This is a genomic window from Pseudomonas sp. FW305-3-2-15-E-TSA4, assembly GCF_058787295.1.
On the sequence record NZ_JBYSZP010000001.1, the window covers coordinates 94996 to 119483 of the forward strand.

The 24488-nt window shown below is 60.9% G+C and carries 22 protein-coding genes; 11 read left to right on the forward strand and 11 right to left on the reverse strand.

Translation table 11 applies throughout. From position 1 onward, the window contains the following. Nucleotides 1-199 precede the first annotated feature (199 nt). Nucleotides 200-700 carry a phosphate-starvation-inducible protein PsiE gene (locus AC3WMV_RS00480; RefSeq protein WP_003221775.1) on the forward strand — a complete coding sequence of 167 codons (501 nt, stop codon included), beginning with the start codon at nt 200-202 and terminating at the stop codon, nt 698-700. Here the strand turns inward: AC3WMV_RS00480 and AC3WMV_RS00485 are convergent. The 3 genes from AC3WMV_RS00485 to AC3WMV_RS00495 form a co-directional block, all read right to left on the reverse strand. Then, nucleotides 697-1014, reverse strand: a complete 318-nt coding sequence (locus AC3WMV_RS00485) for a DUF3509 domain-containing protein (RefSeq protein ID WP_095139557.1) — start codon at nt 1012-1014, stop codon at nt 697-699. The genes AC3WMV_RS00480 and AC3WMV_RS00485 overlap by 4 nt on opposite strands. A gap of 295 nt (nt 1015-1309) precedes the next feature. After that, the gene (locus AC3WMV_RS00490; protein WP_103369602.1) at nt 1310-2611 is read right to left on the reverse strand and encodes a serine/threonine transporter; all 1302 of its coding nucleotides are present in this window, start codon (nt 2609-2611) and stop codon (nt 1310-1312) included. Nucleotides 2612-2697: 86 nt separating this feature from the next. After that, nucleotides 2698-4074, reverse strand: a complete 1377-nt coding sequence (locus AC3WMV_RS00495) for an L-serine ammonia-lyase (RefSeq protein ID WP_103369603.1) — start codon at nt 4072-4074, stop codon at nt 2698-2700. A 135-nt stretch (nt 4075-4209) separates the two neighbouring features. Here AC3WMV_RS00495 and AC3WMV_RS00500 point away from each other — a divergent pair, with 135 nt between their 5' ends. Then, a complete protein-coding gene (locus AC3WMV_RS00500) occupies nt 4210-5157 on the forward strand; it encodes a LysR substrate-binding domain-containing protein (protein ID WP_103369604.1) in 948 nt (315 codons plus the stop codon). Between the two features lie 200 nt (nt 5158-5357). Then, nucleotides 5358-5762, forward strand: coding sequence for an HPF/RaiA family ribosome-associated protein (locus tag AC3WMV_RS00505; protein WP_027610895.1), 405 nt, complete (start codon nt 5358-5360; stop codon nt 5760-5762). Between the two features lie 213 nt (nt 5763-5975). On the opposite strand, the gene fecA is transcribed toward AC3WMV_RS00505, so the two are convergent. The 3 genes from fecA to AC3WMV_RS00520 form a co-directional block, all read right to left on the reverse strand. Beyond that, the gene (gene fecA, locus AC3WMV_RS00510; protein ID WP_103369605.1) at nt 5976-8306 is read right to left on the reverse strand and encodes a TonB-dependent Fe(3+) dicitrate receptor FecA; all 2331 of its coding nucleotides are present in this window, start codon (nt 8304-8306) and stop codon (nt 5976-5978) included. A 168-nt stretch (nt 8307-8474) separates the two neighbouring features. Next, on the reverse strand, nt 8475-9407 hold the full coding sequence (locus AC3WMV_RS00515) for a DUF4880 domain-containing protein (protein ID WP_103369606.1): 933 nt from the start codon (nt 9405-9407) through the stop codon (nt 8475-8477). Continuing rightward, the gene (locus AC3WMV_RS00520; protein WP_103369607.1) at nt 9404-9892 is read right to left on the reverse strand and encodes a sigma-70 family RNA polymerase sigma factor; all 489 of its coding nucleotides are present in this window, start codon (nt 9890-9892) and stop codon (nt 9404-9406) included. Before AC3WMV_RS00520 ends, AC3WMV_RS00515 begins: the two co-directional genes overlap by 4 nt. 178 nt (nt 9893-10070) lie before the next feature. On the opposite strand from AC3WMV_RS00520, the gene AC3WMV_RS00525 reads away from it, so the two are divergent. From AC3WMV_RS00525 to AC3WMV_RS00550, 6 genes are all read left to right on the forward strand, one after another. Continuing rightward, the gene (locus AC3WMV_RS00525; protein ID WP_095139564.1) at nt 10071-10376 is read left to right on the forward strand and encodes a DUF3649 domain-containing protein; all 306 of its coding nucleotides are present in this window, start codon (nt 10071-10073) and stop codon (nt 10374-10376) included. Continuing rightward, complete coding sequence (locus AC3WMV_RS00530) at nt 10373-11956, forward strand: PepSY-associated TM helix domain-containing protein (protein ID WP_103369608.1); 1584 nt, start codon at nt 10373-10375, stop codon at nt 11954-11956. The genes AC3WMV_RS00525 and AC3WMV_RS00530 overlap by 4 nt, the downstream gene beginning before the upstream one ends. Next, nucleotides 11956-12282: a DUF3325 domain-containing protein gene (locus AC3WMV_RS00535; RefSeq protein WP_103369609.1), complete on the forward strand. Its 327-nt coding sequence runs from the start codon at nt 11956-11958 to the stop codon at nt 12280-12282. The genes AC3WMV_RS00530 and AC3WMV_RS00535 overlap by 1 nt, the downstream gene beginning before the upstream one ends. Nucleotide 12283: 1 nt before the next feature. Beyond that, nucleotides 12284-12850, forward strand: coding sequence for an RNA polymerase sigma factor (locus AC3WMV_RS00540; protein ID WP_003221797.1), 567 nt, complete (start codon nt 12284-12286; stop codon nt 12848-12850). After that, nucleotides 12847-13836 (forward strand): FecR family protein, encoded by a 990-nt coding sequence (locus AC3WMV_RS00545; RefSeq protein WP_103369610.1) that lies wholly within the window; start codon nt 12847-12849, stop codon nt 13834-13836. Before AC3WMV_RS00540 ends, AC3WMV_RS00545 begins: the two co-directional genes overlap by 4 nt. Before the next feature lie 212 nt (nt 13837-14048). Then, nucleotides 14049-16478: a TonB-dependent siderophore receptor gene (locus AC3WMV_RS00550; protein ID WP_103369611.1), complete on the forward strand. Its 2430-nt coding sequence runs from the start codon at nt 14049-14051 to the stop codon at nt 16476-16478. 142 nt (nt 16479-16620) lie between these two features. Here the strand turns inward: AC3WMV_RS00550 and AC3WMV_RS00555 are convergent, their stop codons facing one another. Beyond that, complete coding sequence (locus AC3WMV_RS00555) at nt 16621-17496, reverse strand: helix-turn-helix domain-containing protein (RefSeq protein WP_103369612.1); 876 nt, start codon at nt 17494-17496, stop codon at nt 16621-16623. 254 nt (nt 17497-17750) lie between these two features. On the opposite strand from AC3WMV_RS00555, the gene AC3WMV_RS00560 reads away from it, so the two are divergent. After that, nucleotides 17751-18653, forward strand: coding sequence for a DMT family transporter (locus AC3WMV_RS00560; protein ID WP_027610905.1), 903 nt, complete (start codon nt 17751-17753; stop codon nt 18651-18653). Nucleotides 18654-18672: 19 nt separating this feature from the next. Here the strand turns inward: AC3WMV_RS00560 and AC3WMV_RS00565 are convergent, their stop codons facing one another. From AC3WMV_RS00565 to AC3WMV_RS00580, 4 genes are all read right to left on the reverse strand, one after another. Beyond that, on the reverse strand, nt 18673-19182 hold the full coding sequence (locus AC3WMV_RS00565; protein WP_103369613.1) for a DUF2165 family protein: 510 nt from the start codon (nt 19180-19182) through the stop codon (nt 18673-18675). A gap of 148 nt (nt 19183-19330) precedes the next feature. Then, nucleotides 19331-20305 (reverse strand): 2-hydroxyacid dehydrogenase, encoded by a 975-nt coding sequence (locus AC3WMV_RS00570; protein ID WP_103369614.1) that lies wholly within the window; start codon nt 20303-20305, stop codon nt 19331-19333. Between the two features lie 624 nt (nt 20306-20929). Then, nucleotides 20930-21304, reverse strand: a complete 375-nt coding sequence (locus AC3WMV_RS00575) for a DUF6124 family protein (RefSeq protein ID WP_103369103.1) — start codon at nt 21302-21304, stop codon at nt 20930-20932. Nucleotides 21305-21686: 382 nt separating this feature from the next. Beyond that, on the reverse strand, nt 21687-22655 hold the full coding sequence (locus AC3WMV_RS00580; protein WP_027610909.1) for a LysR family transcriptional regulator: 969 nt from the start codon (nt 22653-22655) through the stop codon (nt 21687-21689). A gap of 283 nt (nt 22656-22938) precedes the next feature. Between AC3WMV_RS00580 and AC3WMV_RS00585 the strand changes: the two genes are divergently transcribed. Further along, nucleotides 22939-24438, forward strand: a complete 1500-nt coding sequence (locus tag AC3WMV_RS00585) for an efflux transporter outer membrane subunit (RefSeq protein WP_103369102.1) — start codon at nt 22939-22941, stop codon at nt 24436-24438. The last annotated feature ends 50 nt before the right edge of the window (nt 24439-24488 follow it).

Here is a 24488-nt window from a genome sequence, read left to right on the forward strand (position 1 = left end):
TCAAGAAACTTCAGTTATAGCGTCACAAAAATTCCTGTCGACGGTGCCTGCTCAACGGTGCGACCAAACGCCACGGCGCAGGTTTCATGCCGGCTCGCCATGATGCGTGGCCTCGTTTCTGCATGGCGCAATAGCGCATACAGAAAACCGTCACGTCCAACCGGCATCATCCGCTCGCATCGGGCTAAGGAACATCATCGTGAAAATCAACTGGGCCGAGAAACTGCGGCAAAACGTGCATCAACTGGCCGAGTCCCTGGGCAACCTGTTCGTCGAGACCTTCCACTACCTGGCGCTGTTCGCCATTGGTGCGGTGACCGCATGGGCGGCGGTGATGGAATTTCTCGGCATGCTCGAAGAAGGCCACATCAAGATCGATGACATTCTGTTGCTGTTCATCTATCTGGAACTGGGGGCGATGGTCGGGATTTACTTCAAGACCAACCACATGCCGGTGCGCTTCCTGATCTACGTGGCGATCACTGCGCTGACCCGCCTGCTGATCTCCAACGTTTCGCACCACAACCCGCCGGACATGGGCATCATCTACCTGTGCGGCGGCATTCTGCTGCTGGCGTTCTCGATCCTGGTGGTGCGTTACGCCTCGTCGCAATTTCCGTCGGTGAAGATCGAAAAACCGCAACGCAAGCTCGGCGCCGGCTCCGGTGAACACCCCGAGATCGAGAAGGGCGAGCTTTAAAGGCCCATCGACGGCCGAGGCTGGCCGTTGCTCTGCTGCGGTGGCGGGGGCAGCCCGCCGCCGCTGGTCATTGCTTCGAGGATCGCCATGGCGCTATGGCCTTGCTCGATGGCGATGCCGAATTGGATGCTTTGCACCAGCCGCTTGAGCCGTACCGGATCGTTGCGCTGTTCGGCGCTGATCATCCGTTTGGCGACGATCCGGCCGCTGTTGGACAGGGTCAGCATGATGCTGCCGTCCAGCCCCTGAATGCTCAGGTTGATCTGATAGTCCGGCGCGAAGGCATCGGTAATGATCTGAAAAGGGTTGTCCATGATGCGTCACCGCCTGATTGAACGTGCAGTTGTTGACCGGCCGTGATCGGGTTGGTTCGCAATACCTGATCATCGGCGATTCCGTGGCCTGTGTTGTTGCTTTATGTAGGAGCTGCCGCAGGCTGCGATCTTTTGATCTGAGCTGTTTTGACTTCGGTCATGAAGATCAAAAGATCGCAGCCTGCGGCAGCTCCTACAGGGGATTTGCAAGGGGCATGCCGGGAAAATTGTTGGACAATGGATACGGCATAAAAAAGGCGAGCCCATGGCTCGCCTTTGTCATTTGTGGCCCGTTTCAGGGCAGAACCGAGTAGATGATCGCCGACAGTGCAATCAGGCCGATCAGCACCACGAACACGTTCGACGCCTGTCCCGAGTACTGGCGCAAGGCTGGCACACGGCGGATGGCGTACATCGGCATCAGGAACAACAGGCAGGCAATCACTGGCCCGCCGAGGGTTTCGATCATGCCGAGGATGCTCGGGTTGAACGTCGCCACGGCCCAGCAGCTGAGGATCATGAACAGCGCGGTCGCACGGTTCAGCCAGCTCGCCGACATCACCTTGCCACGGCCGCGCAGGCTTTTGACGATCATGCCCTGAAAGCCTTCGCTGGCGCCGATGTAGTGGCCGAGGAAGGATTTGGTGATCGCCACCAGCGCGATCAGCGGCGCGGCGTAAGCAATGACCGGGGTCTGGAAGTGGTTGGCCAGGTACGACAGGATCGAAATGTTCTGCGCCTTGGCCGCGGCCAGATCGGCCGGCGACAGCGCCAGCACGCAGCTGAAGCAGAAGAACATCACCGTCACCACCATCATCCCGTGGGCCATGGCGAGGATGCCGCTGCTCTTGCGTTCGGCCTCGGCGCCGTAGCGCTGCTTCTGGTCAACCGCGAAGGCGGAGATGATCGGCGAGTGGTTGAACGAGAACACCATCACCGGGATCGCCAGCCACAGGGTCTTGAGGAACGTCGACAGCGGCATCGCTTCCTTGGCGCTGGCGAAGAACGCGCCGTTCCAGTTGGGGATCAGGCTCAGGCCGAGCAACAGCAGCGCGGCGACGAACGGATAGACCAGCACGCTCATGGCTTTGACGATCACGTTCTGCCCGCAGCGCACGATCGCCATCAGGGCGAGGATCAGCACCAGCGACAGGATTGCCCGAGGTGGCGGGGCAATGTGCAGTTGATGTTCGAGAAAACTGCTCAGGGTGTTGGTCAGTGCAACGCTGTACACCAGCAGGATCGGGAAGATCGCGAAGAAGTACAGCAGGGTGATCAGCTTGCCGGCACCGATGCCGAAATGTTCTTCAACGACTTCGGTGATGTCGCCCGAACGCCCAGACAAGACGAAGCGGGTCAGGCCCCGGTGGGCGAAAAAGGTCATCGGGAACGCCAGCAACGCCAGAATCAGCAACGGCCAGAAACCGCCGACGCCGGCATTGATCGGCAGAAACAATGTGCCGGCACCAATCGCGGTGCCGTACAGGCCGAGCATCCAGGTGGTGTCGGATTTGCTCCAGCCCTTGTGGGCAATTTCGGTATTGCGTGTGCGATCTACAGTGGGATTTTCGGCAGCAGGTGTACGTACATCGGTCATCGTTTTTGCCTCGTTATTATTTTTGCTCGGGCTCACGGTTGGCAGGTCGCTGTCTGCGCCCTGCCGGGGCGGTCAGGGAACGCGTGTCAGCATTCCACCCAGCTCACGGCCAGGCCGCCCCGTGAAGTCTCTTTGTATTTGTCGTGCATGTCGGCGCCCGTATCGCGCATGGTGCGGATTACCCGGTCGAGGGAAATAAAGTGTTTGCCGTCGCCGCGCAGGGCCATTTGCGTGGCGTTGATCGCCTTCACTGCAGCGATGGCATTGCGCTCGATGCACGGCACCTGGACCAAGCCGCCGACCGGGTCGCAGGTCAGGCCGAGGTTGTGTTCCAGACCGATTTCGGCGGCGTTTTCCAGTTGCTCCGGGGTTGCGCCGAGCACTTCAGCGAGGCCCGCCGCGGCCATGGCGCAGGCCGAACCGACTTCGCCCTGGCAGCCGACTTCGGCGCCGGAGATCGAGGCATTTTTCTTACACAGAATGCCGACGGCGGCGGCGCCCATGAAGAAAGCGACCACGTCATCGTCAGACGCGTCCGGATTGAATTTCATGTAGTAGTGCAGCACCGCCGGGATGATCCCGGCCGCGCCATTGGTCGGCGCGGTGACCATGCGCCCGCCGGCAGCGTTCTCCTCGTTGACCGCGAGGGCGAACAGATTGACCCACTCCATCGCCGACAGCGTCGAACTGATCACGTTCGGCTTGCCGATTTCCAGCAGGCTGCGGTGCAGTTTCGCCGCGCGGCGCGGTACGTTCAGACCACCGGGCAGGATGCCTTCGTGGCGCAGGCCCTGCTCAACGCACTCGCGCATCACCGACCAGATGTGCAGCAAGCCGTTACGGATTTCAGCGTCGCTGCGCCAGGCCCGTTCGTTGGCCATCATCAGCTCTGAGACTCGCAGGTTGTGGGTTTTACACAGGCTCAGCAGTTCGGCGGCGCTGGAAAAATCGTACGGCAACACCACGTCGCCGGCCGGCGCCACACCGGACTCGGCTTCCGCCGCTTCGATGATGAAACCGCCGCCAATCGAGTAGTACGTTTGCGTGAACAGCTCGGCGCTTTCGCCAAAGGCTGTCAGCGACATGGCGTTGGGGTGGTAGGGCAGGCTTTCGTCGAGCAGCAGGAGATCGTGCTGCCAGTTGAAGGAAATTTCTCTCTGGCCGGCCAGCAGCAACAGGCCGCTTTCGCGCATTTGCCGGATGCGTGGATCGATGGTCGCCGGATCAATGCTGTCCGGCCATTCGCCCATCAGGCCCATGACCGTCGCGCGGTCGGTGGCGTGGCCGACACCGGTGGCCGACAGCGAACCGTACAAACGGATTTCCACGCGGCGCACATCGTTGAGCAACCGTTGATCAATCAGCGCCTGGGCGAAGGTCGCGGCGGCTCGCATCGGGCCAACGGTGTGGGAGCTGGACGGGCCGATGCCGACTTTGAATAGATCGAAAACACTGATAGCCATGCTAAACCCTTACAAGCAATGGAGTAGGAATCGCTGCCATTTTTTGTAGGACAAGCGCAATGTCGGCGATACTGCCTACGTCAGATCTACGTGACCAACGAAACTTCCTAAGAAAGCCTTTAGCAGGACTAAACGATGAGTCGTCAATTGCATGCCCAGACCTACGTCTGGCTGCAGGTGTTTTCCTGTGCCGCGCGGCACCTGTCGTTCACCCGTTGCGCTGAAGAGCTGCACATCACTCCGGGGGCGGTCAGCCAGCAGATTCGCCAGCTGGAAGAGCGCCTCGGTTTTCGCCTGTTCCACCGACGAGCGCGGGGCGTGGAGTTGAGTGCGGAAGGCCAGCGGCTGGCCATCACGGTCAATGAGGCCTACGGCAGCATCGATGCTGAACTGCGTCGACTGGATGCGGGGATGATCAGCGGAATTCTGCGGGTGCGCTCGATTCCGTCATTCCTCAGCAAATGGCTGACCCCGCGTTTGCCGCGTCTGCAACAGCGTTATCCGGATATCCAGTTGCGCCTAGTGGCCGAGGACAGCAGCGTGCCGTTGCACGAGGGCGACTTTGATCTGGCAATTGATTTGAACGACGGCAGCTACCCGGGACTGTTATCCACAGCCTTGCTTGACGAGCAGATTTTCCCGGTGTGCGCGCCGAGCCTGTTGCGTGGACGTCCGCCGCTGCATGGGCCGGTGGACCTGGTGCATTTTCCGTTGTTGCACGACATCACCGCGTGGCGCGGCAGTTATGAATATGCGGAATGGGAGTTTTATCTGAACGCGATTGGCTTTGAAGGCGCCGACGTACGGCGTGGGCACACGTTCAATCGCAATCACCTGACCATCGAAGCGGCGATCGCCGGTATGGGCGTGGCGATTGCCCGGCGCACGTTGCTCAACGATGAACTGGAGCGCGGGACGTTGATTGTGCCGTTCGGCCTGTCGGTGCCCAACCACAAACGCTACGTGCTGCTGTATGCGCCGGGGGCCTTGAGCCATCCGGGCGTGCGCGCGGTGCATGACTGGCTGGTGGAGGAGGCGGGGATTTTCCGTAGCTTGCACCCGTTGAACGACGGGCAATTGTGAGCAGATTTTGCAGGGTTGCGAAGCGACCCAACTCCCGACCTTACCAGTGACTTGCCCGGTTGTCCGGCTTTTTTTGCGAATGAATATTTATCTTTTTTCAGGGGTTGAAATGTTCGCCGGTCGGGCCGATTGTTGTAACCAGGAGGTCAGGAAATCCAATTCAAGGCCTCTGGCGAGCTAGCTGAAATAAGGGATGAACTATGCAAATCCAAGTCAACAGCGATAACCATATTCAAAGCAGTAAGCGACTGGAGGAGTGGGTACGTACAACTATTGAGAGCACGCTCGAACGTTATGAAGAAGACCTGACCCGTGTCGAAGTCCACCTGAGCGACGAGAACGGCGACAAACCAGGTCCCCATGACTTGCGCTGCCAACTGGAAGCGCGGCCAAAAGGCCATCAACCGATTTCCGTCACCCATAAAGCCGATTCGCTGGAACAGGCGATCGACGGTGCAGCCGAAAAACTGGAGCACGCGCTGGAGCACCTGTTTGGCAAACTGCGAGGCAAGCCCCGCGCCGCCATCGTGCCATTCAGCAAGGCGAATGACGCACTGCTGGAAGAAGAGTTTCTCGAGAACGAACAGGCAGCGATCAACAGTTGATGCGCTGATTTTTCAAGCCACCCAATGAGAACGGGCCTGCGCAAGCAGGCCCGTTTTTGTTTGTGTTGCTGAACAGTGTGGCGAGGGAGCTTGCTCCCGCTGGGCTGCGAAGCGGCCCCAATACCTGCACGGCGTTCAACAGCCAGACTGTATCAGCAGGATTTACGGCTGCTCCGTAGCCGAGCGGGAGCAAGCTCCCTCGCCACAGTTTTATTAGAAAGCTACAGAAGTTTGCACATACACCGTGCGCGGTTCACCCACGTACTTGCCTTTATTGTTGTCATCAAACGAGCGGGTGAAATACTGGGTGTTGAAGATGTTCTTCACCCCCACCGCCACGTTCAGATCCGACAATTGCGGGCCGAAGTCATAACCGGCGCGGCTGCTGAACAGCATGTAGCCGGGGATCTTGCCGGTGCTGCCGTCGGCGCTTTCCCTGGAGGTGTTGGCATTGTCGGCGAACTGGTCGCTCTGGAAGCTGCTGTCGACGTTGAGTTTCCACGGGCCTTCGGTGTAACCGACGCCAATCGTGCCTTTGTGTTTCGACGAGAACGGCACGCGATTGCCTTTGTTCGGCCCGTCTTCACGGATGGTCGCGTCAACATAGGCATAAGTGGCGTACACATCGAAACCGGCGAGTGCCGGGCTCAAGTCATCCAGCGCGTAGTTGACGCTGGTCTCGATGCCCTGATGGCGGGTCTCGCCCCGGGCGATCACCGAATCGTTGGTCTGGTTGCTTTCGTACTGGTTGTCGAAGTTGATCAGGAACGCACCGATTTCCGCGCGCAGGGTGCCGTTGTCATAACGGGTTCCGAGTTCCCAGGTGCGGGCCTTCTCCGGTTTGACTTCGCCGCTGCTCACACGGTTGGGCATCTGACTGTATTGCACGCTGCCGAAGGAACCTTCGGTGTTGGCGTACAGATTCCAGCTGTCGCTCAGGTGATAAAGCACATTCAGCGCTGGCAGTGCGGTGTTGTAGTCGCCCTTGTATTTGACGTCGGTCAGGTTGTTGGTCTGCTGCGACTCGATCATCTCGTAGCGCACGCCCGGAGTGATGGTCCATTTGCCGATGTCGATGCGATCGTCGACGAACAACGCATTGGCTTCGGTGCCACCGCGGGTGTCGCGGTCGTTGCGGCTGTCGGTAGTCGGGTATTGGTTGCTGCTGATCGGCGTGCGATAGCGCAACTCGTGGCCGGCCTCGTTGATGTAGCGGTAACCGACGCCTACTTCATGGCTGGTCGGGCCGAGGTCGAAGCCTTGGGCGAAACGTGTTTCGAAACCGCGTACCCAATATTCGCGCGGTGACAGCGAGAGGAAACTGCCCTGATCCAGATAGCCGCTGCGCAGGGTCTTGGTGAAGAAGGTGTTGGCGGTGAATTCGCGGCGATCTTCCTGATAGCGATAGCCGAAGTTGAACATTGTGCGGCGACCCCAGAACTGGTCTTTCAGGCGCGTCGACTGATACGGATCGGCGTCGTAATCGGCGACGCTGAGGCCGCCGGGCATGTCGGCCTTGCCTTCGTAATACTGGGCCATGGCGTTGAAGCTGTTGGCCTCGTCGAGCTGGTATTTGCCCTTGAGGATCAGGTCGTCGATTTCGCTGTCGCTGTGTTCACGCCAGTCACCGCCACGGGTGCCGGAGTAAAGCAGCGCGCCGCCCAGACCATTTTCGTTGGTGCCACCGGCCAGCAGGTTGGCGCTGGTCTTGAAGCCGTCATGGCTCGACGACGGACTGGTCTCCGTCTGGAAGCCACCCTTGACCGTCGGCGCGTCGGGAATGGCGCGGGTCACGAAGTTGACCACGCCACCGACGTTCTGCGGGCCGTAACGCACGGCGCCACCGCCACGCACCACGTCCACGGCGTCCATGTTGCCCATGCTGATCGGCGCGAACGACAACTGCGGCTGGCCGTACGGTGCGAACGGCACGGGAATGCCGTCCATCAGTACGGTCGAGCGCGCGGCCAGGCGCGGATTGAGACCGCGAATGCCGAAGTTCAGCGCCATGTCGTGGCTGCCGGTGCCGTTGTTTTCCGGGGCATTGACCCCGGGGATGCGGTTGAGCACGTCGCGCGCCTGAGTCGCGCCTTGACGTTCGAAGTCTTCGCGGCGGATCACATCGCGGGCGCCGGGGTGTTCGAACACGTTGACCTGCGCCGCTTCACCGAGCCAGTCACCGACGACTTTCGAGGTGTCCAGCTCCAGCGCCGTGTCGCCGACCGGTTGCAGGCTGAAGGCATTGTTGCCTTCGGCGCGAGCTTGCAGGCCGGTGCCTTCGAGCAATGCATCGAGGCCTTCTGCGGTGCTGTAGCTGCCTTCGAGGCCACGGCTTTGCACGCCTCGGGTGATCTGCGAGCCAAAGGAAATCAGCACGCCGGCTTCACGACCAAACTGGTTGAGGGCGTTTTCCAGCGACGCCGGAGCGATGTGGTAAACCTTGGTTTCGGCAGCCATGACCGGCAGAGCGCTGAAGCTCAGGCTGGCGCCCAGTAAGAGGTTGCGCAGGCGGCGGGCCAGTGGCGTGAGACGGGTGGGGTGCATGAAGGTTGATCCTGAGAAGGTTGAATCAAGGGGGCTTTCCTTCTCTGTCACGCCAGATCTGAAAAACGGCTCATTTTTTTTGAAAGCAAAAGATCGCAGCCTTCGGCAGCTCCTACACTTGTTCAGCCTGTAGGAGCTGCCGAAGGCTGCGATCTTTTGATTTTGCTTCTACGCCCGCGCCTCTACGCTGACCCAATAGCGGGTAAACCGCCGCACTTTCACCGGCAGACTGATTTGCAGCAGATCAAGAATCCGCTCGCTGTCGTCCAGTGGATAAGTCCCAGAGATCAGCAAGTCGGCCACCTTCGCATCGCAATGCAACTGGCCGCGACGGTAGCGGCCGAGCTCTTCAAGAAAATCGCCCAGGCGCATGTGTGCGGCGATCAGCATGCCGTCGGCCCAGGCGCCGCTGTTGGCGTCCAGTGGCTTGGCCGCGCTGACCGAGGTGGCGCTGAAACTCAGCTGACGGGCAACGGGTAGCCACATCGACTCGCGCCCGGGGCGGGTCAATTCGACCTGGCCTTCGAACAGCGCCACCTGCGTGCGATCAGCAAATTGCCGGACGTTGAGCCGGGCAGCAGCGGTTCTCAACAGCCCTTGCGCCGTGCGCACTTCGAACGCTTGTGCGGTGCTTAGGAGGATCTCGCCCTCCAGCAGACTAATCAGCCGTTGCGTGCTGTCCACGTCCGCGGCGCTCGCGGTGTTGAGCTGCAACTGGCTGCCCGCACCCAGCGTAACCTTGCGGCGCTCCCCCAGCGGACTGCGGTAATCGGCGAGCAGCGCCGGCAGCGGATTGTGCTCGCGCATGCCCCAGGTGACAGCAGAACCGGCACCGAGAAGCAGCAGCAATTTGAGCGCCTGACGGCGGCTGGAAGACTTCGGCCCGTTCAACGCGGCATGGGCCAATGGCGAAGCCACGCCGCGCAGGCGCTGGTTGACCCGCTGCATGTGCTCCCACGCCCGACGATGTTCGCTGTGGGCGTCCAGCCATTGTTGCCAGGCTTGTTGCTGACGCGGGGAGAGCGTGCCTTGCTGCATTTCCATCAGCCAGTGCACGGCCTGTTCGGCCACTTGCGCAGAGAAATCCGGAGCGCGGTTCATAGGGCGAAATAGCAGCGCAGGGCGGCTTTGTGCAGATGACGTTTGACCGTGGCCACCGAGATGCTTAGCTCGGCGGCGATTTGCGGATAAGTCAGGCCATCGACCTGCGCCAGCAAAAAGGCGCGCTTGACCAGACGCGGCAAGCCATCGAGCAGCTGGTCCAGCTCGATCAGGGTTTGCAGGATGATCGCTTTGTCTTCTTCCGATGGCGCAACCATTTCCGGCATCTGCGCCAGCGTGTCGAGGTAGGCGCGTTCCAGATCCTGACGACGGTAATGATTGAACAGCACGCGTTTGGCGAGGGTGGTGAGGAAGGCGCGCGGCTCAACAATTACCGATTGTTCACGTGCAGTTAGCACGCGGATGAAGGTGTCTTGCGCCAGATCCGCCGCGCTGTCCGGGCAGCCGAGTCTGCGCCGCAACCAGCCGGTGAGCCAGCTGTGGTGGTCGTGGTAGAGCGATTCGACGGGATGGGCGGACGACAAGGGTATTACTCCGGGCGCACGTTGGATGCGTTAGAGAACAAGAACTGTTCGCATTGTAGGGGCGGGCGAGGGTGTCCGGCAATCAGATGCTTTTGCGTATGAGAATATTTATCATTAATATTGCTCGCCTGTTGGTTCGGCTCGTTGGCCGGACGTTTTTTCGTTTCAGGGTCGAAACATGAAAGGCAAACTCGCCTCACTTCCCATGTCCTATCGTCTGGCCGTCACCTCGCGGGTGCTGGCGGCGGTGTTCGGCGGCTATCTGGTCGCGGCGCTGGCCAGTGTCGCGTTGACGATGTGGCTGCCGTTGAGCCGCGCCGAAGCGGTGGTGACCGGTATGACCATTTCCTTTCTGGTCTATCTGGTCGCGGTGCTGTGGTGCTTCGCTTGCCGCACGGCGTGGTCGGCGTGGGTCGGTTTGCTGGTGCCGAGCGTGATTCTGGCAACGGTGTCCGGCGCCGCACGGGGCTTGGGCTTCGCATGAAAGAGGGCTTTCGTCAGTCGATGGCCTGGCTGCACACGTGGACGGGGCTGGTGTTCGGCTGGCTGCTGTTTGCGATTTTTCTGACCGGGACGCTGGCCTATTTCAAGGATGAGATCAGCCACTGGATGCAGCCGGAAATTCCCGCGCGGCCGATTAATGCCGAAGCGAGCCTGACCCTGGCGCAAAGTTACCTGCAGCAACACGCCGCCGGCGCCTCGCGCTGGCTGATCGACTTGCCCGACGCCCGCGATCCCGGCCTGACGGTGCGCTGGCAGCAGGCGCCGAACGCACCGGGCGAGCGCGGCAAGTTCGAATCCAGAACACTCGACGCGCAGACCGGCAGTGAAGTCCAGGCCCGCGAAAGCCTGGGCGGCGAGTTCTTCTATCGCTTCCATTTCCAGCTGCAAATGCCTTATCCATGGGGCCGCTGGCTGGCGACGATGGCGGCGATGGTGATGTTCGTCGGGCTGATCACCGGCATCATCACCCACAAGAAAATCTTCAAGGACTTCTTCACCTTTCGCCCGCGCAAAGGCCAGCGTTCATGGCTCGACGGGCATAACGCGGTTGGCGTGCTGGTGCTGCCGTTCCACCTGATGATCACCTACAGCAGCCTGGTGATCTTCATGGCGATGGTCATGCCGGCGAGCATTCTGGCGTCCTATAACGGCGACGTGCGCGCCTTTTACGACGAAGTTTTTCCGGCATCGAAGACCCCTGAGCGAGCCAACCGGGCGGCGCCGCTGAGCCCGATGGCGCCACTGCTGGCCAAGGCCAGCGAGCAGTGGGCGGGAGGCAGCACCGCGCGGCTGACGGTGAACAATCCAGGGGACGCGAATGCCTCGGTGGTGCTGTCGCGCCGTGGCGACCGCGTCGTCCACGATTTCGGGCGCGCGGTGACGTTCAATGGCGTCACCGGCGAGCGCCTCGGCGGCGCTCCGGAGCAGCCCGTGGCGATGGCCGTCGGCGGCACATTCTACGGTTTGCACATGGGCCACTTTGCCGGGTCGACATTGCGCTGGCTGTATTTCATTTGTGGTCTGGCGAGTACTGCGATGATCGGCACCGGGCTGGTGATCTGGCTTGGCAAGCGCCAGCTCAAACACGCCAAGAGCGGCGTGATGCCGTTCGAATTGCGCTTGGTGGAAGTGCTGAACATCGCCAGCATGGCCGGGCTGGTGGTAGCGGTGGCGGTGTTCTTTTTGGCCAATCGCCTGCTGCCGGCAGACCTGGCTGGGCGCGCCGATCAGGAAGTGAATGCGTTTTTTGTCGCCTGGGCCTTGAGCGTGGTGCATGCAGTGCTGCGCAAAGGGCGAAAGGCCTGGGTCGAACAGCTCGGGCTGGCTGCCGTGCTGTTTATCGCGGTACCACTGATCAATCTGACCACACCGTGGAATCTCGGGGTAACGCTTGCGCGAGGTGACTGGACGTTGGCGGGTTTTGATCTGACGTGCCTGGGCGCAGGCCTGTTCCTCGGCTGGGCCGCATGGAAAATGCAGCGCGCCGGGAGCGCCATCAGCGTGAAAAAAACTCCCCGGGAAAAGCCGCGACCGATCGCGCTTGAGCAGGAGGTCAGCTGATGTTGCTGGCGTTGTTGCTGTGCTATGCCGCCTTCAGCGCGTTGTGTCTGTCGATGCCTCGGCACCATGATGAACTGCTCGGCAACAAACCCTCGGCCCGACGCGCACGGGTTTTGAAACTCGCTGGTTGGCTGTTGCTCGGGCTGTCGCTTTGGGCGGCAGTCGCTGCACACGGCTGGAGTTTCGGTCTGGTCGACTGGTTCGCGGTGCTCATGCTCAGCGCTTTGGCATTGGTGCTGTTGCTGCCGTATCGCCCACGTCTGGCCCTCGCACTGGCCGGGTTGAGTCTGCTGGCCAGCCCGGTCGCTGCCTGGGCGCAGGTCTGACATGCTGATCGGTCATCCCCCGGAATCCCGCGACGACGAACCGCACGGTGCGCGTGCGCATTTTCTTCAGGTGTTTCTGTCGCAGCGCTCGCAGATGGAAGCGCTGGTCAACCGGCGCGTCGGTTGCCGGGCCACGGCAGCGGATCTGGTGCAGGATCTGTTCCTGCGTTTCTGGCGACGGCCGTTGGTGCAGGTCGAAGAACTCAGCACCTACCTGTTGCGCTGCGCCGGCAACATCGCCATCGACCACTTGCGCAGCGAAGGCACCCGGGTGCGGGTCAATGAGGGCTGGCAACCGGATGCGCCGGACAGCCACGGCAGCGAACCGCAAGCCGCGCTCGAAGCGGGCAATGATCTGCGCCATGTCGAAGCAGCGTTGCGCGCCTTGCCCGAGCGCACCCGACAGATCTTTTTGCTCAATCGCATCCACGGCCGCAAATACGCAGACATCGCCAAGGCCATGGGCCTGTCCCAAAGTGCCGTGGAAAAACATATGATGCGCGCCCTCGAGGCCTGCAAGGCCAGCCTGCGCGAACCCGCGCCACGCCTGCCAGGGAAAGCACCGTGAAAGCCAACGACCGCGTCATTCCAACGCCCGCTCAGGAGCAGGCCGCGCTCGCCTGGCTGAGCCTGCTGCACGACCGCCCGAGCACCGGCGATCAACTGACCTTCAGCCAATGGCTGCGCGCCGACCCGGCCCACGCCGAGGCCTACGCCCAGGCGCAAGTGCTCTGGGAGTTGAGCGAAAGTCCGGCGCGTACCTTGGCCGATGAAGAGGCGTTGGCGTTGCAGGGCTTCCTCAATGCGATGGATCGTCCGCGTCGTTCAACGCTGCTGCGCTGGTCGGGTGCGCTGGCGATGGCCGCGTGTCTGATGCTGATGATCAGCCTTGGCACGGGTTGGCAGCCGCAGCGCTGGATCGATGATCTGGGTGCCGATTACGTTTCGGCACCGGGCGAGATCCGCACCGTGACCCTGGCCGATCAATCGCAAGTCACGCTGGATGCCGACAGTGCCATCGCGGTGGATTTCAGTCATGGCGAGCGGCATGTGCAATTGCGTCGCGGTGCCGGATTTTTCAGTGTCACGCATACGGGGGATCCGTTTGTGGTCGCGGCGGAGAAGGGCGAGGCGCGGGTGCTCGGCACGCAGTTCGAAGTGCGACTGCAGCCCGCAGGTGCGCAGGTCACGGTGCTGTCCGGGCGCGTTGGCGTGACGGCGGATCGCAACGCGCAACAGCAGATTCTGACCGCCGGCCAGCAAGTGGCTTACGGGCAGGGCAGTGCGGAAAAACTGCACCCGGTGGACAGCGAAGCGCAACTGGCTTGGCGTCAGGGCTGGCTGAATTACTACAAGGCGTCGCTGGCCGATGTGGTGGAGGATCTGCGGCGCTATTACCCGGGACGGATTGTTGTGCTCAATGATGAGTTGGCTGCGCGCAAGGTCAGCGGCAGTTTTCCGAGCAAGGATCCGCAGGCGGTGCTGAGTTCGTTGCGAGGGGTGCTGGGGTTTGAGCAGCATCAGGTGCTGGGGCATCTGATTATTTTGCGCTGAGGGGGCTGGCCCTTTCGCGAGCAGGCTCGCTCCCACCTTTGGAATGCATTCTCTGTGGGAGCGAGCCTGCTCGCGAAGGCGTCAGAACTACCGACACTGCTCTCGAAAAATATTTTCAAATTTGTGGTGAGGTAAACCACAGCCCCATCCGTGTAGTGACTGAAACTGCGAGTCATTCGCATCCGTTGCGGTTCTACACAGGTCATTGAGCAATGAAGTCCAGGGCAAAATCGGGTTCGGTCAAACAGTGGTTGAGTGTTTCGGCATTGAGTTTTTCCGCATTGGCGCTGTTGCCGCTGAGTGTGGCGCTGGCCGCTGAAACCGTCAGCAGCCCGACACAGAAACAGTTCAGTTTCTCCCTGAGCGCCAAACCGCTGCCCCAGGCCCTGAGCGACTTCAGCCGCGTCACCGGGCAAAGCGTGGTCTACACCGATGAGGCGCCGTACGGCATTAACGCCCCGGCCGTCAGCGGCCAGATGAGCGCCGAACAAGCGCTGCAACGCCTGCTCAGCGGTTCGGGCATGACCTTCCGCCGCACCGACAGCCACACTCTGGCGCTGGAACCGCAGCCCACCGCAGGTGCGCTCAACCTCGGCGCCACCACCATCACCTCGACCCGCGACGAGTCGATGACCTATCAACCGCCGCAGACCAGTTCGGTGATGCGCTCCTCGGTTTCGCTGCAGGAAATCCCGCAGACCGTCAACGTGATCCCGGCTCAGGTGATTCGCGATCAGGCCCCGCGCAATCTCGACGATGCGCTGGCCAACGTCAGCGGCATCACCCAGGGCAACACCTTGGGCAGCACCCAGGACTCGGTGATGACCCGCGGCTTTGGCGACAACCGCAATGGCTCGATCATGCGTGACGGCATGCCGATCGTGCAGGGCCGCGGCATGAACGCCACAGTCGATCGGGTCGAAGTGCTCAAGGGCCCGGCCTCGTTGCTCTACGGCATTCAGGACCCGGGCGGTGTGGTCAACCTGGTCAGTAAGAAGCCGGAACTGACTCAATACAACGCCCTGACCCTGCGCGGTTCCACCTACGGCGACGGCAAAAATGGCAGCGGCGGCACCTTCGACAGCACTGGTGCGCTGGGTGAATCCGGGCTGGCCTACCGGCTGGTACTGGATCACGAAGACGAAGATTACTGGCGCAACTACGGCACTCACCGCGAGACGCTGATCGCACCGTCGCTGGCCTGGTTCGGCGAGCGCACCAAGCTGTCGTTCGGCTATGAACACCGCGAGTTTCTCACCCCGTTCGACCGTGGCACGGTGATCGATCCACGCACCAACCATCCGCTGGACATCTCGCGCAACGAGCGTCTGGACGAGCCGTTCAACGACATGGAAGGCCGCTCGGATCTGTACCATTTCGAGGCTGACCACGAACTCAACGACGACTGGAAGGCCCACTTCGGCTACAGCTGGAACCGCGAAACCTACGACGCCAGCCAGGTGCGCGTGACCGCCATCGACACCAAAAAAGGCACGCTGACCCGCAGCATGGACGGCACGCAAGGCGCAATCAGCACTGACCGTTTCACCACCGCCAGCCTCGAAGGCAAGGTCAACCTGCTGGGCATGCAGCATGATCTGGTGTTCGGCGTCGACGACGAGTACCGCAAGATCTACCGCGCCGACCTGATCCGCCAGAAAAGCCTGAGCACCTTCAGCTATGTCAATCCGGTGTACGGCCGCGAAGTCGAAGGCACTACGGTCAGCCCGGCGGACAGTGCGCAGACCGATCTGCTGCGCAGTGATTCGGTGTTCCTGCAGGACTCCATCCACCTCAACGATCAGTGGATTCTGGTCGCCGGCGGGCGCTTCCAGGAGTACGACCAGTACGCCGGCAAAGGCGTGCCGTTCAAGGCCAACACCGACAGCAACGGGCAGAAATTCGTACCGCGCGCCGGTCTGGTGTATCGCTACACCGACGAATTATCGTTCTACGGCAGCTACACCGAATCGTTCAAACCCAACTCGACCATTGCCCCGCTCAGCGGCAGCAGCACCGTGCTCGACGGCAGCATTGCGCCGGAAGAGGCCAAGTCGTGGGAACTGGGTGCGCGTCTGGATATGCCGGGGCGCATCACCGGCAATATCGCGCTGTTCGACATCAAGAAGCGCAACGTGCTGGTCTCCAATTCTGAAGGCCCGACCACCATTTACAGCGCGGCTGGCGAAGTGCGTTCCCGGGGGCTGGAACTGGACCTGACCGGGCAGTTGACCGATCGCTGGAGCCTGATCGGCGCCTATGCCTACACCGATGCCGAGGTCACCGAAGACCCGGACTACAAAGGCAATCGCTTGCAAAACGTGGCGAAGAACAGCGGTTCATTGTCGGCGGTGTATGACTTCGGCAGTGTGATCGGTGGTGATCAACTGCGGGTCGGTGCCGGGGCGCGGTATGTCGGCGAACGCGCGGGCAACGCGGTGAATGATTTCGACCTGCCGAGCTACACCGTGGCCGATGCGTTCGCCACTTACGACACCAGACTCGAAGGGCAGAAGGTCAAGTTTCAGCTCAACGTGAAGAACCTGTTCGACCGCACCTACTACACCTCGGCGGCGAGCCGGTTCTTTGTGTCGATGGGCGATTCGCGGCAGATTTCGCTCTCCAGTACGCTGGAGTTCTGATTCAGGACCGCGTCATCGTTCTTCGCGAGCAAGCCCGCTCCCACATTGGATGGTGTTATTCAAACAATCTGAGTTCACTCTGAACCCTGTGGGAGCGGGCTAGCTCGCGAAGCGGCCCGATCAGGCAATAAAAAACCCGGATCTAACGCAAAAACGCCTGCCGATATTCCCCCGGCGTCCCACCCAATACCTGCCGAAACCGGTTGGTGAAATGACTGGCACTGGCAAACCCGCACGCCAATGCAATCTCCCCCAGCGGCAACGCCGTGCCACGCAACAATTCCCGTGCCCGGTTCAAGCGCCGCGCCAGCACGTACTGATGCGGCGGCAGGCCGAAGCTCACGCGAAACATCCGCGAAAAGTGATATTCCGACAGCGCACACAATCCGGCCAGTTGCCCGAGGCTGATCGGCTCGGCCAACTGATTGTCGATGAACTCGACCAGTTGCCGCCGCTGATGGGGCGCCAGTCCGCCCTTGAGGCGCACACCCTGCCGGGCGCCGACCTGGCTGAGCAGGGTATGGCTGATCAATTCATGCGCAATGCTGCTGGTCAGCAGGCGTTCGGCCGGTTCGTCCCAATTCAGTGTCAGTAACTGACGAAAGCGTCGGGCCTGCTGCGGATCTTCCAGAAAGGTCTGCTCGCGCAACTGCATCTCTCGCGGCTCGCGATCCAGCAGCGTGACGCAACCCAGGGCAAATTGTTCGGCGCTGAAATACAGATGAGCGAGACGCAGATCGCCGTTGATCACCCAGCCCGATTGGTGATCGGCGGGCAGGATGCACAACTTGTCCGGTCCGCCCTTGCGCCCCGGTTGGCCACGGCGAAAGGTGCCCGTGCCCCCGGCGATGTAGCAGGAAAGCGTGTGGTGGCTCGGCGTTTCGTATTCCTGGGCATCGTGGTGGTTGGTCCACAGGGCCGCAGACAAGCCGTCACCGAGATCGGCGCTGTGCAACAGGCGTGCATTCGGCGAGCGGTTGAGGGCTTGGAAGACTTGCAGGGTATCGATAGCGGCCATATTCGGTTCTCTCCAACGCCTTGCATCCTACTCCGTAGCTTTCGCGCTGCCAGCCTGTCGAGCGACAAAAGCGCAAGAATCTGCAAGCGCCCCGATCGTTGCTGTCGCACCCTGAACCTCCATACAACACAACCCTGTGGCGAGGGCGCTTGCTCCCGCCGGGCTGCGCAGCGGACCCATCAGTGAGTGCTGCGCACTCAAGCGCGAGCAAGCTCGCTTGCCACAGAGTGCCCGGTGTTCTCAGGAGTTTCGTCATGAACCTTTCGCTGTATCTGCTGACCGTGCTGATCTGGGGCACCACCTGGATTGCCCTGAAATGGCAACTGGGCGTGGTGGCGATTCCGGTGTCGATCGTTTATCGCTTCGGTCTCGCCGCGCTGGTGCTGTTCGTGCTGTTGCTGCTCAGTCGGCGGCTGCAACCGATGAATCGGCGCGGACATCTGATCTGTGTGGCGCAGGGGCTGTGCCTGTTCTGCGTCAACTTCATGTGCTTTCTGACCGCCAGCCAGTGGATTCCCAGCGGGCTGGTGGCGGTGGTGTTTTCCACGGCCACTTTGTGGAATGCGCTCAATGCACGCGTATTCTTCGGTCAGCGCATCGCGCGCAATGTTTTGATGGGCGGGGCGCTCGGCCTGTTCGGTCTGGGAATGCTGTTCTGGCCGGAACTGGCCGGCCATCACGCCAGCCCCGAAACGTTGCTTGGTCTTGGCCTGGCGCTGTGTGGCACCTTGTGTTTTTCGGCGGGCAATATGTTGTCGAGTCTGCAGCAGAAGGCAGGCTTGAAACCCTTGACCACCAATGCCTGGGGCATGGCCTACGGGGCGGCGATGTTGTCGGTGTGGTGTCTGGTCAATGGCATTGCGTTCGACATGGAGTGGTCGCCACGTTACGTCGGGGCGTTACTGTATCTGGTGATCCCCGGTTCGGTGATCGGCTTCACCGCGTACCTGACGCTGGTCGGACGTATGGGGCCGGAGCGTGCGGCGTATTGCACCGTGCTGTTCCCGGTGGTGGCACTGAACGTGTCAGCGTTTGCTGAAGGTTATCAGTGGACGGCACCGGCGTTGCTCGGGCTGGTGTTGGTGATGCTGGGTAATGTCTTGGTGTTTCGTAAGCCGAAAACGCTGGTGGCGCCGGTGCAGGGGAAGTTGGTATGAAACAAACGATCACTGAACATCAGCGCTCGACTTTCAAGGTGATGTAAATCATCACCGGAAATATGAAGTCAATGATATGCCGGGCCCAGTCCTTGGCATTCCATGATTGTGAGGTGTCCATGTCAAACCATTCCACACCCACGGTTTGCAGGCACACGTAATAAATGAAAATTGCCGTCAGTATGCCCATGATCGAGAACTTTTTTGCCTCGTGGAATACCTCTGCAGGCGCATTGATGTGCCGATAGAGTTGATAGGTGCCTATCAGGCATAACGTCGTATACGTTACTTCCAGCGTGATGATGAACCAGTAGATCCGGTGATGAATCATCGGTGAATCGATGGCTCGGTACTTTATGGACTCATTGGCGGTGGTAGTGTCCATGCTCAGGATATGAGCCACGTACGTGTAGTTCGAATCATAGTCGGTAAAGTTGTGAATCATCACCAATACACCAAAGAAGCTGATGTAAGCCATCAATATAACTTTGCTGTAGCGAATAACTTTATCGGTTGTCAGGTTGTTCACGGGATTAGCTCTCCATAGCAGTGGTCGATCATTCGATTGCCAGGCAGAGCTTATAATGCTGTTGTTAAGTTGGCTTTGTTGTTCAATTTCAAGTTGTGTAGGGCGGCAACTAACGGGCAAGTGCGGTTCTGCACTTGCCCGTCATTTTTTATCCGCGCCAGACTTGCGGATTGACCAGGTCCTGCGGGCGTTCGCCGAGCAGCGCGCTGCGCAGATTGGCCAGTGCACGATTGGCCATGGCTTCGCGCGTTTCATTCGTGGCGGAGCCGATGTGCGGCAATGTCACAGCATTTTTCAACTGGAACAGCGGCGACTCGGCCAGCGGTTCTTTCTCGTAGACGTCCAGTCCTGCGCCACGGATGCGATTGTTTTGCAGGGCTTCGATCAGCGCCGGCTCGTCGACCACCGGGCCACGGGAGATGTTGACCAGAATCGCCCCCGGCTTCATCAACGCCAATTCGCGATGGCTGATCAGGTGGCGGGTCTTGTCGCTGAGCGGCACCACCAGGCAGACGAATTCGGCTTCGGCCAGCAGTTGGTCAAGGCTGCGGAATTGCGCGCCGAGTTGCTGTTCCAGTTCGGTCTTGCGGCTGTTGCCGCTGTAGATAATCGGCATGTTGAAGCCGAAATGGCCACGGCGGGCGACGGCGGCGCCGATATTGCCCATGCCGACGATGCCCAGGGTTTTGCCGTGGACGTCACAGCCGAACAACGGTGCGCCGACGCTGGCCTGCCATTGGCCGGCCTTGGTCCAGGCGTCGAGTTCGGCGACGCGGCGGGCGCTGCTCATGATCAGGGCGAAGGCGAGGTCGGCGGTGCTTTCGGTGAGTACGTCGGGGGTGTTGGTGAGCATGATCCCGCGTTCATTGAAGTAGTCGAGGTCGTAGTTGTCGTAGCCGACGGAGACGCTGGAGACTACTTCGAGTTTTGTGGCGGTTTCGAGTTGGGCTTTGCCGAGTTTGCGGCCGACGCCGATCAGGCCGTGGGCGTGGGGGAGGGCTTCGTTGAATTGGGCGTTGATGTCGCCGTTCTTCGGGTTGGGGACGATGACGTCGAACTCTTGCTGCAGGCGTTCGATCATGGGTGGGGTGATGCGGCTGAAGGCCAGGACTGTTTTTTTCATCGCTATGGGCTCGGCTTCTGGGCTTTATTGCCAAGCAAGCTAACATTTCTGTTTTGGGTTGTCTTGGCGGCCTCTGGGCCGACCATGCTTTGGGTTGATGGGGGACATATCCGTTGCTTCGGGTGCTGCTGCTGGCGGTTTCGCTCTTACAGCGACTCCCTTTGGCAAACGCCCCAAAGGAAGCAAAGGTCTTGGCCCCTGCGTTCGGCCCTCGCTTAGGCTCGGGTTCCTTCGTTGCGGGGTTCATCCGGGGGCATCGCCTCCGGTTTGCTTCGCTGCACCTCCTCTCGATGTATGCGGCTTCGCCGCATGGCGCTGCGCGCCTACCCCCGGATAAACCCCTCCACTCAGCCTGCCGATGGGGCCGGCACGGCAAGATCAAGAGCTTTCGGCGAGCTGACACTCGGCCATTGAGTGGTGAAGAGCATGCGGTCTGTCTGGACTGCTTTGCTTTTCCGTAGGAGTGAGCTTGCTCGCGAAGGCGGCCTACGAGCCGACCAGTCTCCAACTGAACACACCCATTTCAACTGTGGGAGCGAGCCTGCTCGCGAAAGCGGTGTGTCAGGCACCAAAAATATTGAATGGGCTGACGCTTTCGCGAGCAGGCTCGCTCCCACAGGGGGATTAGTTGTGTGTTGGAGACTGCGAGATTTCGTGGTTATCCAGCACCCGATTCACCGCCAGCTCGGCCAGCATGATGATTTGCTGGATCGCCAGTATCGTCTTTCGCTGCGGGCTTTCGACATAGGCCGCAATGTCGCTGGTCATGATGCTTGCCGAGGCCAGTGATTCGCAGGCGTGAACCAGCAGGCTTTCGTTGTCCATGTCGGGGACGACCTGGAACATGCTGCTGGGTTTGTGGAATCTCACAGCGGCGGCGGAAGGTTTCAGGTAATGGTCGAGTGCACGCTCGGCGGCGTCGTGGAGCTTTTTTGAATCGAGGGATTCGTAGGGGGAGGTGCTTTCGGCTTGGGGCGGATTGGGTGTGGGTTTGATCATGGTGGAACTCCATTCGGGATGTGGAGTTCGCCACGTACTGCGACCAAGCAATAGGGTGGCGAACCGTACGCAGGTTGGTCGACCAGGGAATGGAAACCCGGCAGGGCCAAGGCCCTCCCACGCACAGCTCGCCATTAAGCAAGCTTAAAAAGTGCGCCATTCTAAACCCGGACGACCAAGTCCGGTCGTTGATTCGTCAACGACCCCCTGAGCCTATCCACCCCACTTCCGAGCCACAACCGTCAAAACCTGTCGGAAAACTCCCTTCAAATCACCGCTTTTGTAGGAGCTGCCGTAGGCTGCGATCTTTTGATTTTTAAACATCAAGGGCAAAAGATCGCAGCCTGCGGCAGCTCCTACAGTGAACACCGTGTGTTGAAAATCAGTTGGCGACGCGGGCTCCGGCGAGGCTCCCACTCAACTCATACGCCGCCAGTTCCGCCTGATGCGCCGCCAATATCTCCGGCAGTGACCCGCGCAAATACTCGACCCAAGTCTTGATCTTCGCATCCAGGTATTGCCGCGACGGGTAGATCGCGTACAGGTTGAGTTCCTGCGAGCGGTAGTTGGGCATCATCCGCACCAGCGTGCCGTTGCGCAGGCCTTCGATGGCGGCGTAGACCGGCAGGACGCCGACGCCCATGCCGCTGATGATCGCGGCTTTCATCGCGTCGGCGGAGTTCACCAGGAACGGCGAGCTGTTGATGGTGACCATTTCCTGGCCGTCCGGGCCGTTGAAGGCCCACTTTTCCAGGGGGATCACCGGGCTGACGAGGCGCAGGCAGGCGTGGTTCAGCAGGTCTGCGGGCTTTTGTGCGCAGCCGTTGGCTTTCACGTAGGCCGGGGAGGCGCAGACGATGCTGTAGGTGATGCCCAGGCGTTGCGAGACGAAGCCCGAGTCCGGCAGTTCGCTGGCGAGCACGATGGACACGTCGTAGCCCTCGTCGAGCAGGTCCGGCACGCGGTTGGCCATGGTCAGGTCGAAGGTCACGTCCGGGTGGGTCTTGCGGTAGCGGGCGATGGCGTCGATCACGAAGTGCTGGCCGATGCCGGTCATGGTGTGCACTTTCAACTGGCCGGCGGGGCGGGCGTGGGCCTGGCTGGCCTCGGCTTCGGCTTCTTCGACATAGGCCAGGATCTGTTCGCAGCGCAGCAGGTAGCGCTTGCCGGCCTCGGTCAGGGCGATGCGCCGGGTCGTGCGATTGAGCAGGCGGGTTTGCAGGTGGGCTTCCAGGTTGGAGACCGCGCGCGAGACGTTGGCCGTGGTGGTGTCGAGTTGCACGGCGGCGGCGGTGAAGCTGCCGGCTTCGGCCACACAACTGAAGGCGCGCATGTTTTGCAATGTGTCCATGGGGTGCTCTCAAGGGAGATGGCAAATTGTGACACGAAGTTTCAGGGGCTGAGACCCCCGACCAACGGATTATCTCGTTAACGGTAACAAAGATTCACAGGAATCCCAGCTTATCGCCACCAAGGCGCCCACCTAGAATTGCGCCGCTCCCTGTAGGAGCTGCCGCAGGCTGCGATCTTTTGATTTTGTTTTAAGGGAATCAAGATCAAAAGATCGGAGCCTTCGGCAGCTCCTACAGAAGGGAACACGCCCCGCCTTACCCCTCTTTCAGGAATTCGCAGCTGTGCCGCGTCGCATCATCAGAGCGCTTTTGCCGCTCAGTGTTCTGGCTTTTACCCTGGGTCTCAGCGGCTGCATCTCAACGCAAGGAATTGCCCCGCATAGCACGGCATTGGAAGCCGACGCACTGGCCACTGACGACGCCATCGCCCACGCCGCCCGTGACGCACACTGGCCCACCGCACAGTGGTGGCAAGCCTACGGCGACCCGCAACTCAATCACTGGATCGACCTCGCCGTGCAGGGCAGCCCGAGCATGGCCATGGCCGCTGCACGAGTGCGTCAGGCCAAGGCGCTGGCCGGTGTCGCCGAGGCCGCCGAGTCGTTGCAGATCAATGGCGAGTCGACGCTCAAGCGCCACAACTGGCCGACCGACCAGTTCTACGGCCCGGGCGAGCTGGCCAACACCACCACCTGGGACAACAACGCCGCGCTGGGTTTCAGCTACGCCCTCGACCTCTGGGGCCGGGAAAGCAATGCCAGCGAACGTACGGTGGATCTGGCGCACATGAGCGCCGCCGAAGCGCGGCTGGCGCAGCTGGAATTGCAGAACAACATCGTGCGCGCCTACATCGAGCTGTCGCTGCATTACGCCCAGCGCGACATCGTCGCCGCGACCCTCAAGCAGCAACAGCAGATTCTCGATCTGGCGCAGAAGCGTCTGGACGGCGGCATCGGCACGCACTTTGAAGTCAGTCAGGCGGAAACGCCGTTGCCGGAGACCCATCGGCAACTGGATGCGCTGGACGAAGAAATCGCCCTGAGCCGTAACCAGATCGCCGCGCTGGCGGGCAAAGGCCCGGGCGCCGGGGCGCAGTTGCAGCGGCCGACGCTGGCCCTGGGTGCTGCGTTGAAACTGCCATCGGCATTGCCCGCCGAGTTGCTCGGTCAGCGCCCGGACGTGGTCGCCAGTCGCTGGCAAGTGGCGGCGCAGGCACGCGGCATCGATGTCGCGCATGCCGGGTTTTATCCCAACGTCGATCTGGTCGGCAGCCTCGGCTACATGGCTACCGGCGGTGGGGCGCTGGAGTTTTTGACTGGCAAGAAACTCAACTACAACGTCGGCCCGGCGATCTCCTTGCCGATCTTCGACGGTGGGCGTTTGCGCAGCGAATTGGGCGAAGCGTCCGCCGGGTATGACATTGCCGTGGCGCATTACAACCAGACGCTGGTCAATGCGCTGAAGAACATTTCCGACCAGTTGATCCGCCGCGAGTCGATGGACAAGCAGCAAGCCTTCGCCGCCGAGTCGGTGGCTACTGCGCAGAAGACCTACGACATCGCGATGATCGCTTATCAGCGTGGCCTCACCGATTACCTCAACGTGCTCAATGCGCAGACCCTGCTGTTCAAGCAGCAGCAAGTGCAGCAGCAGGTGCAGGCGGCGCGCTTGAGTGCGCATGCCGAGTTGGTGACGGCGCTGGGTGGCGGCCTCGGGGCTGGCAATGATGTGCCCACAGCCGAGCAAACCCAGGCCCCGAAAACCCCGACCCTTTTGCGGTGAATACACGATCTCTTTGGCAATTTAATACCTGTGGTGAGGGGATTTATCCC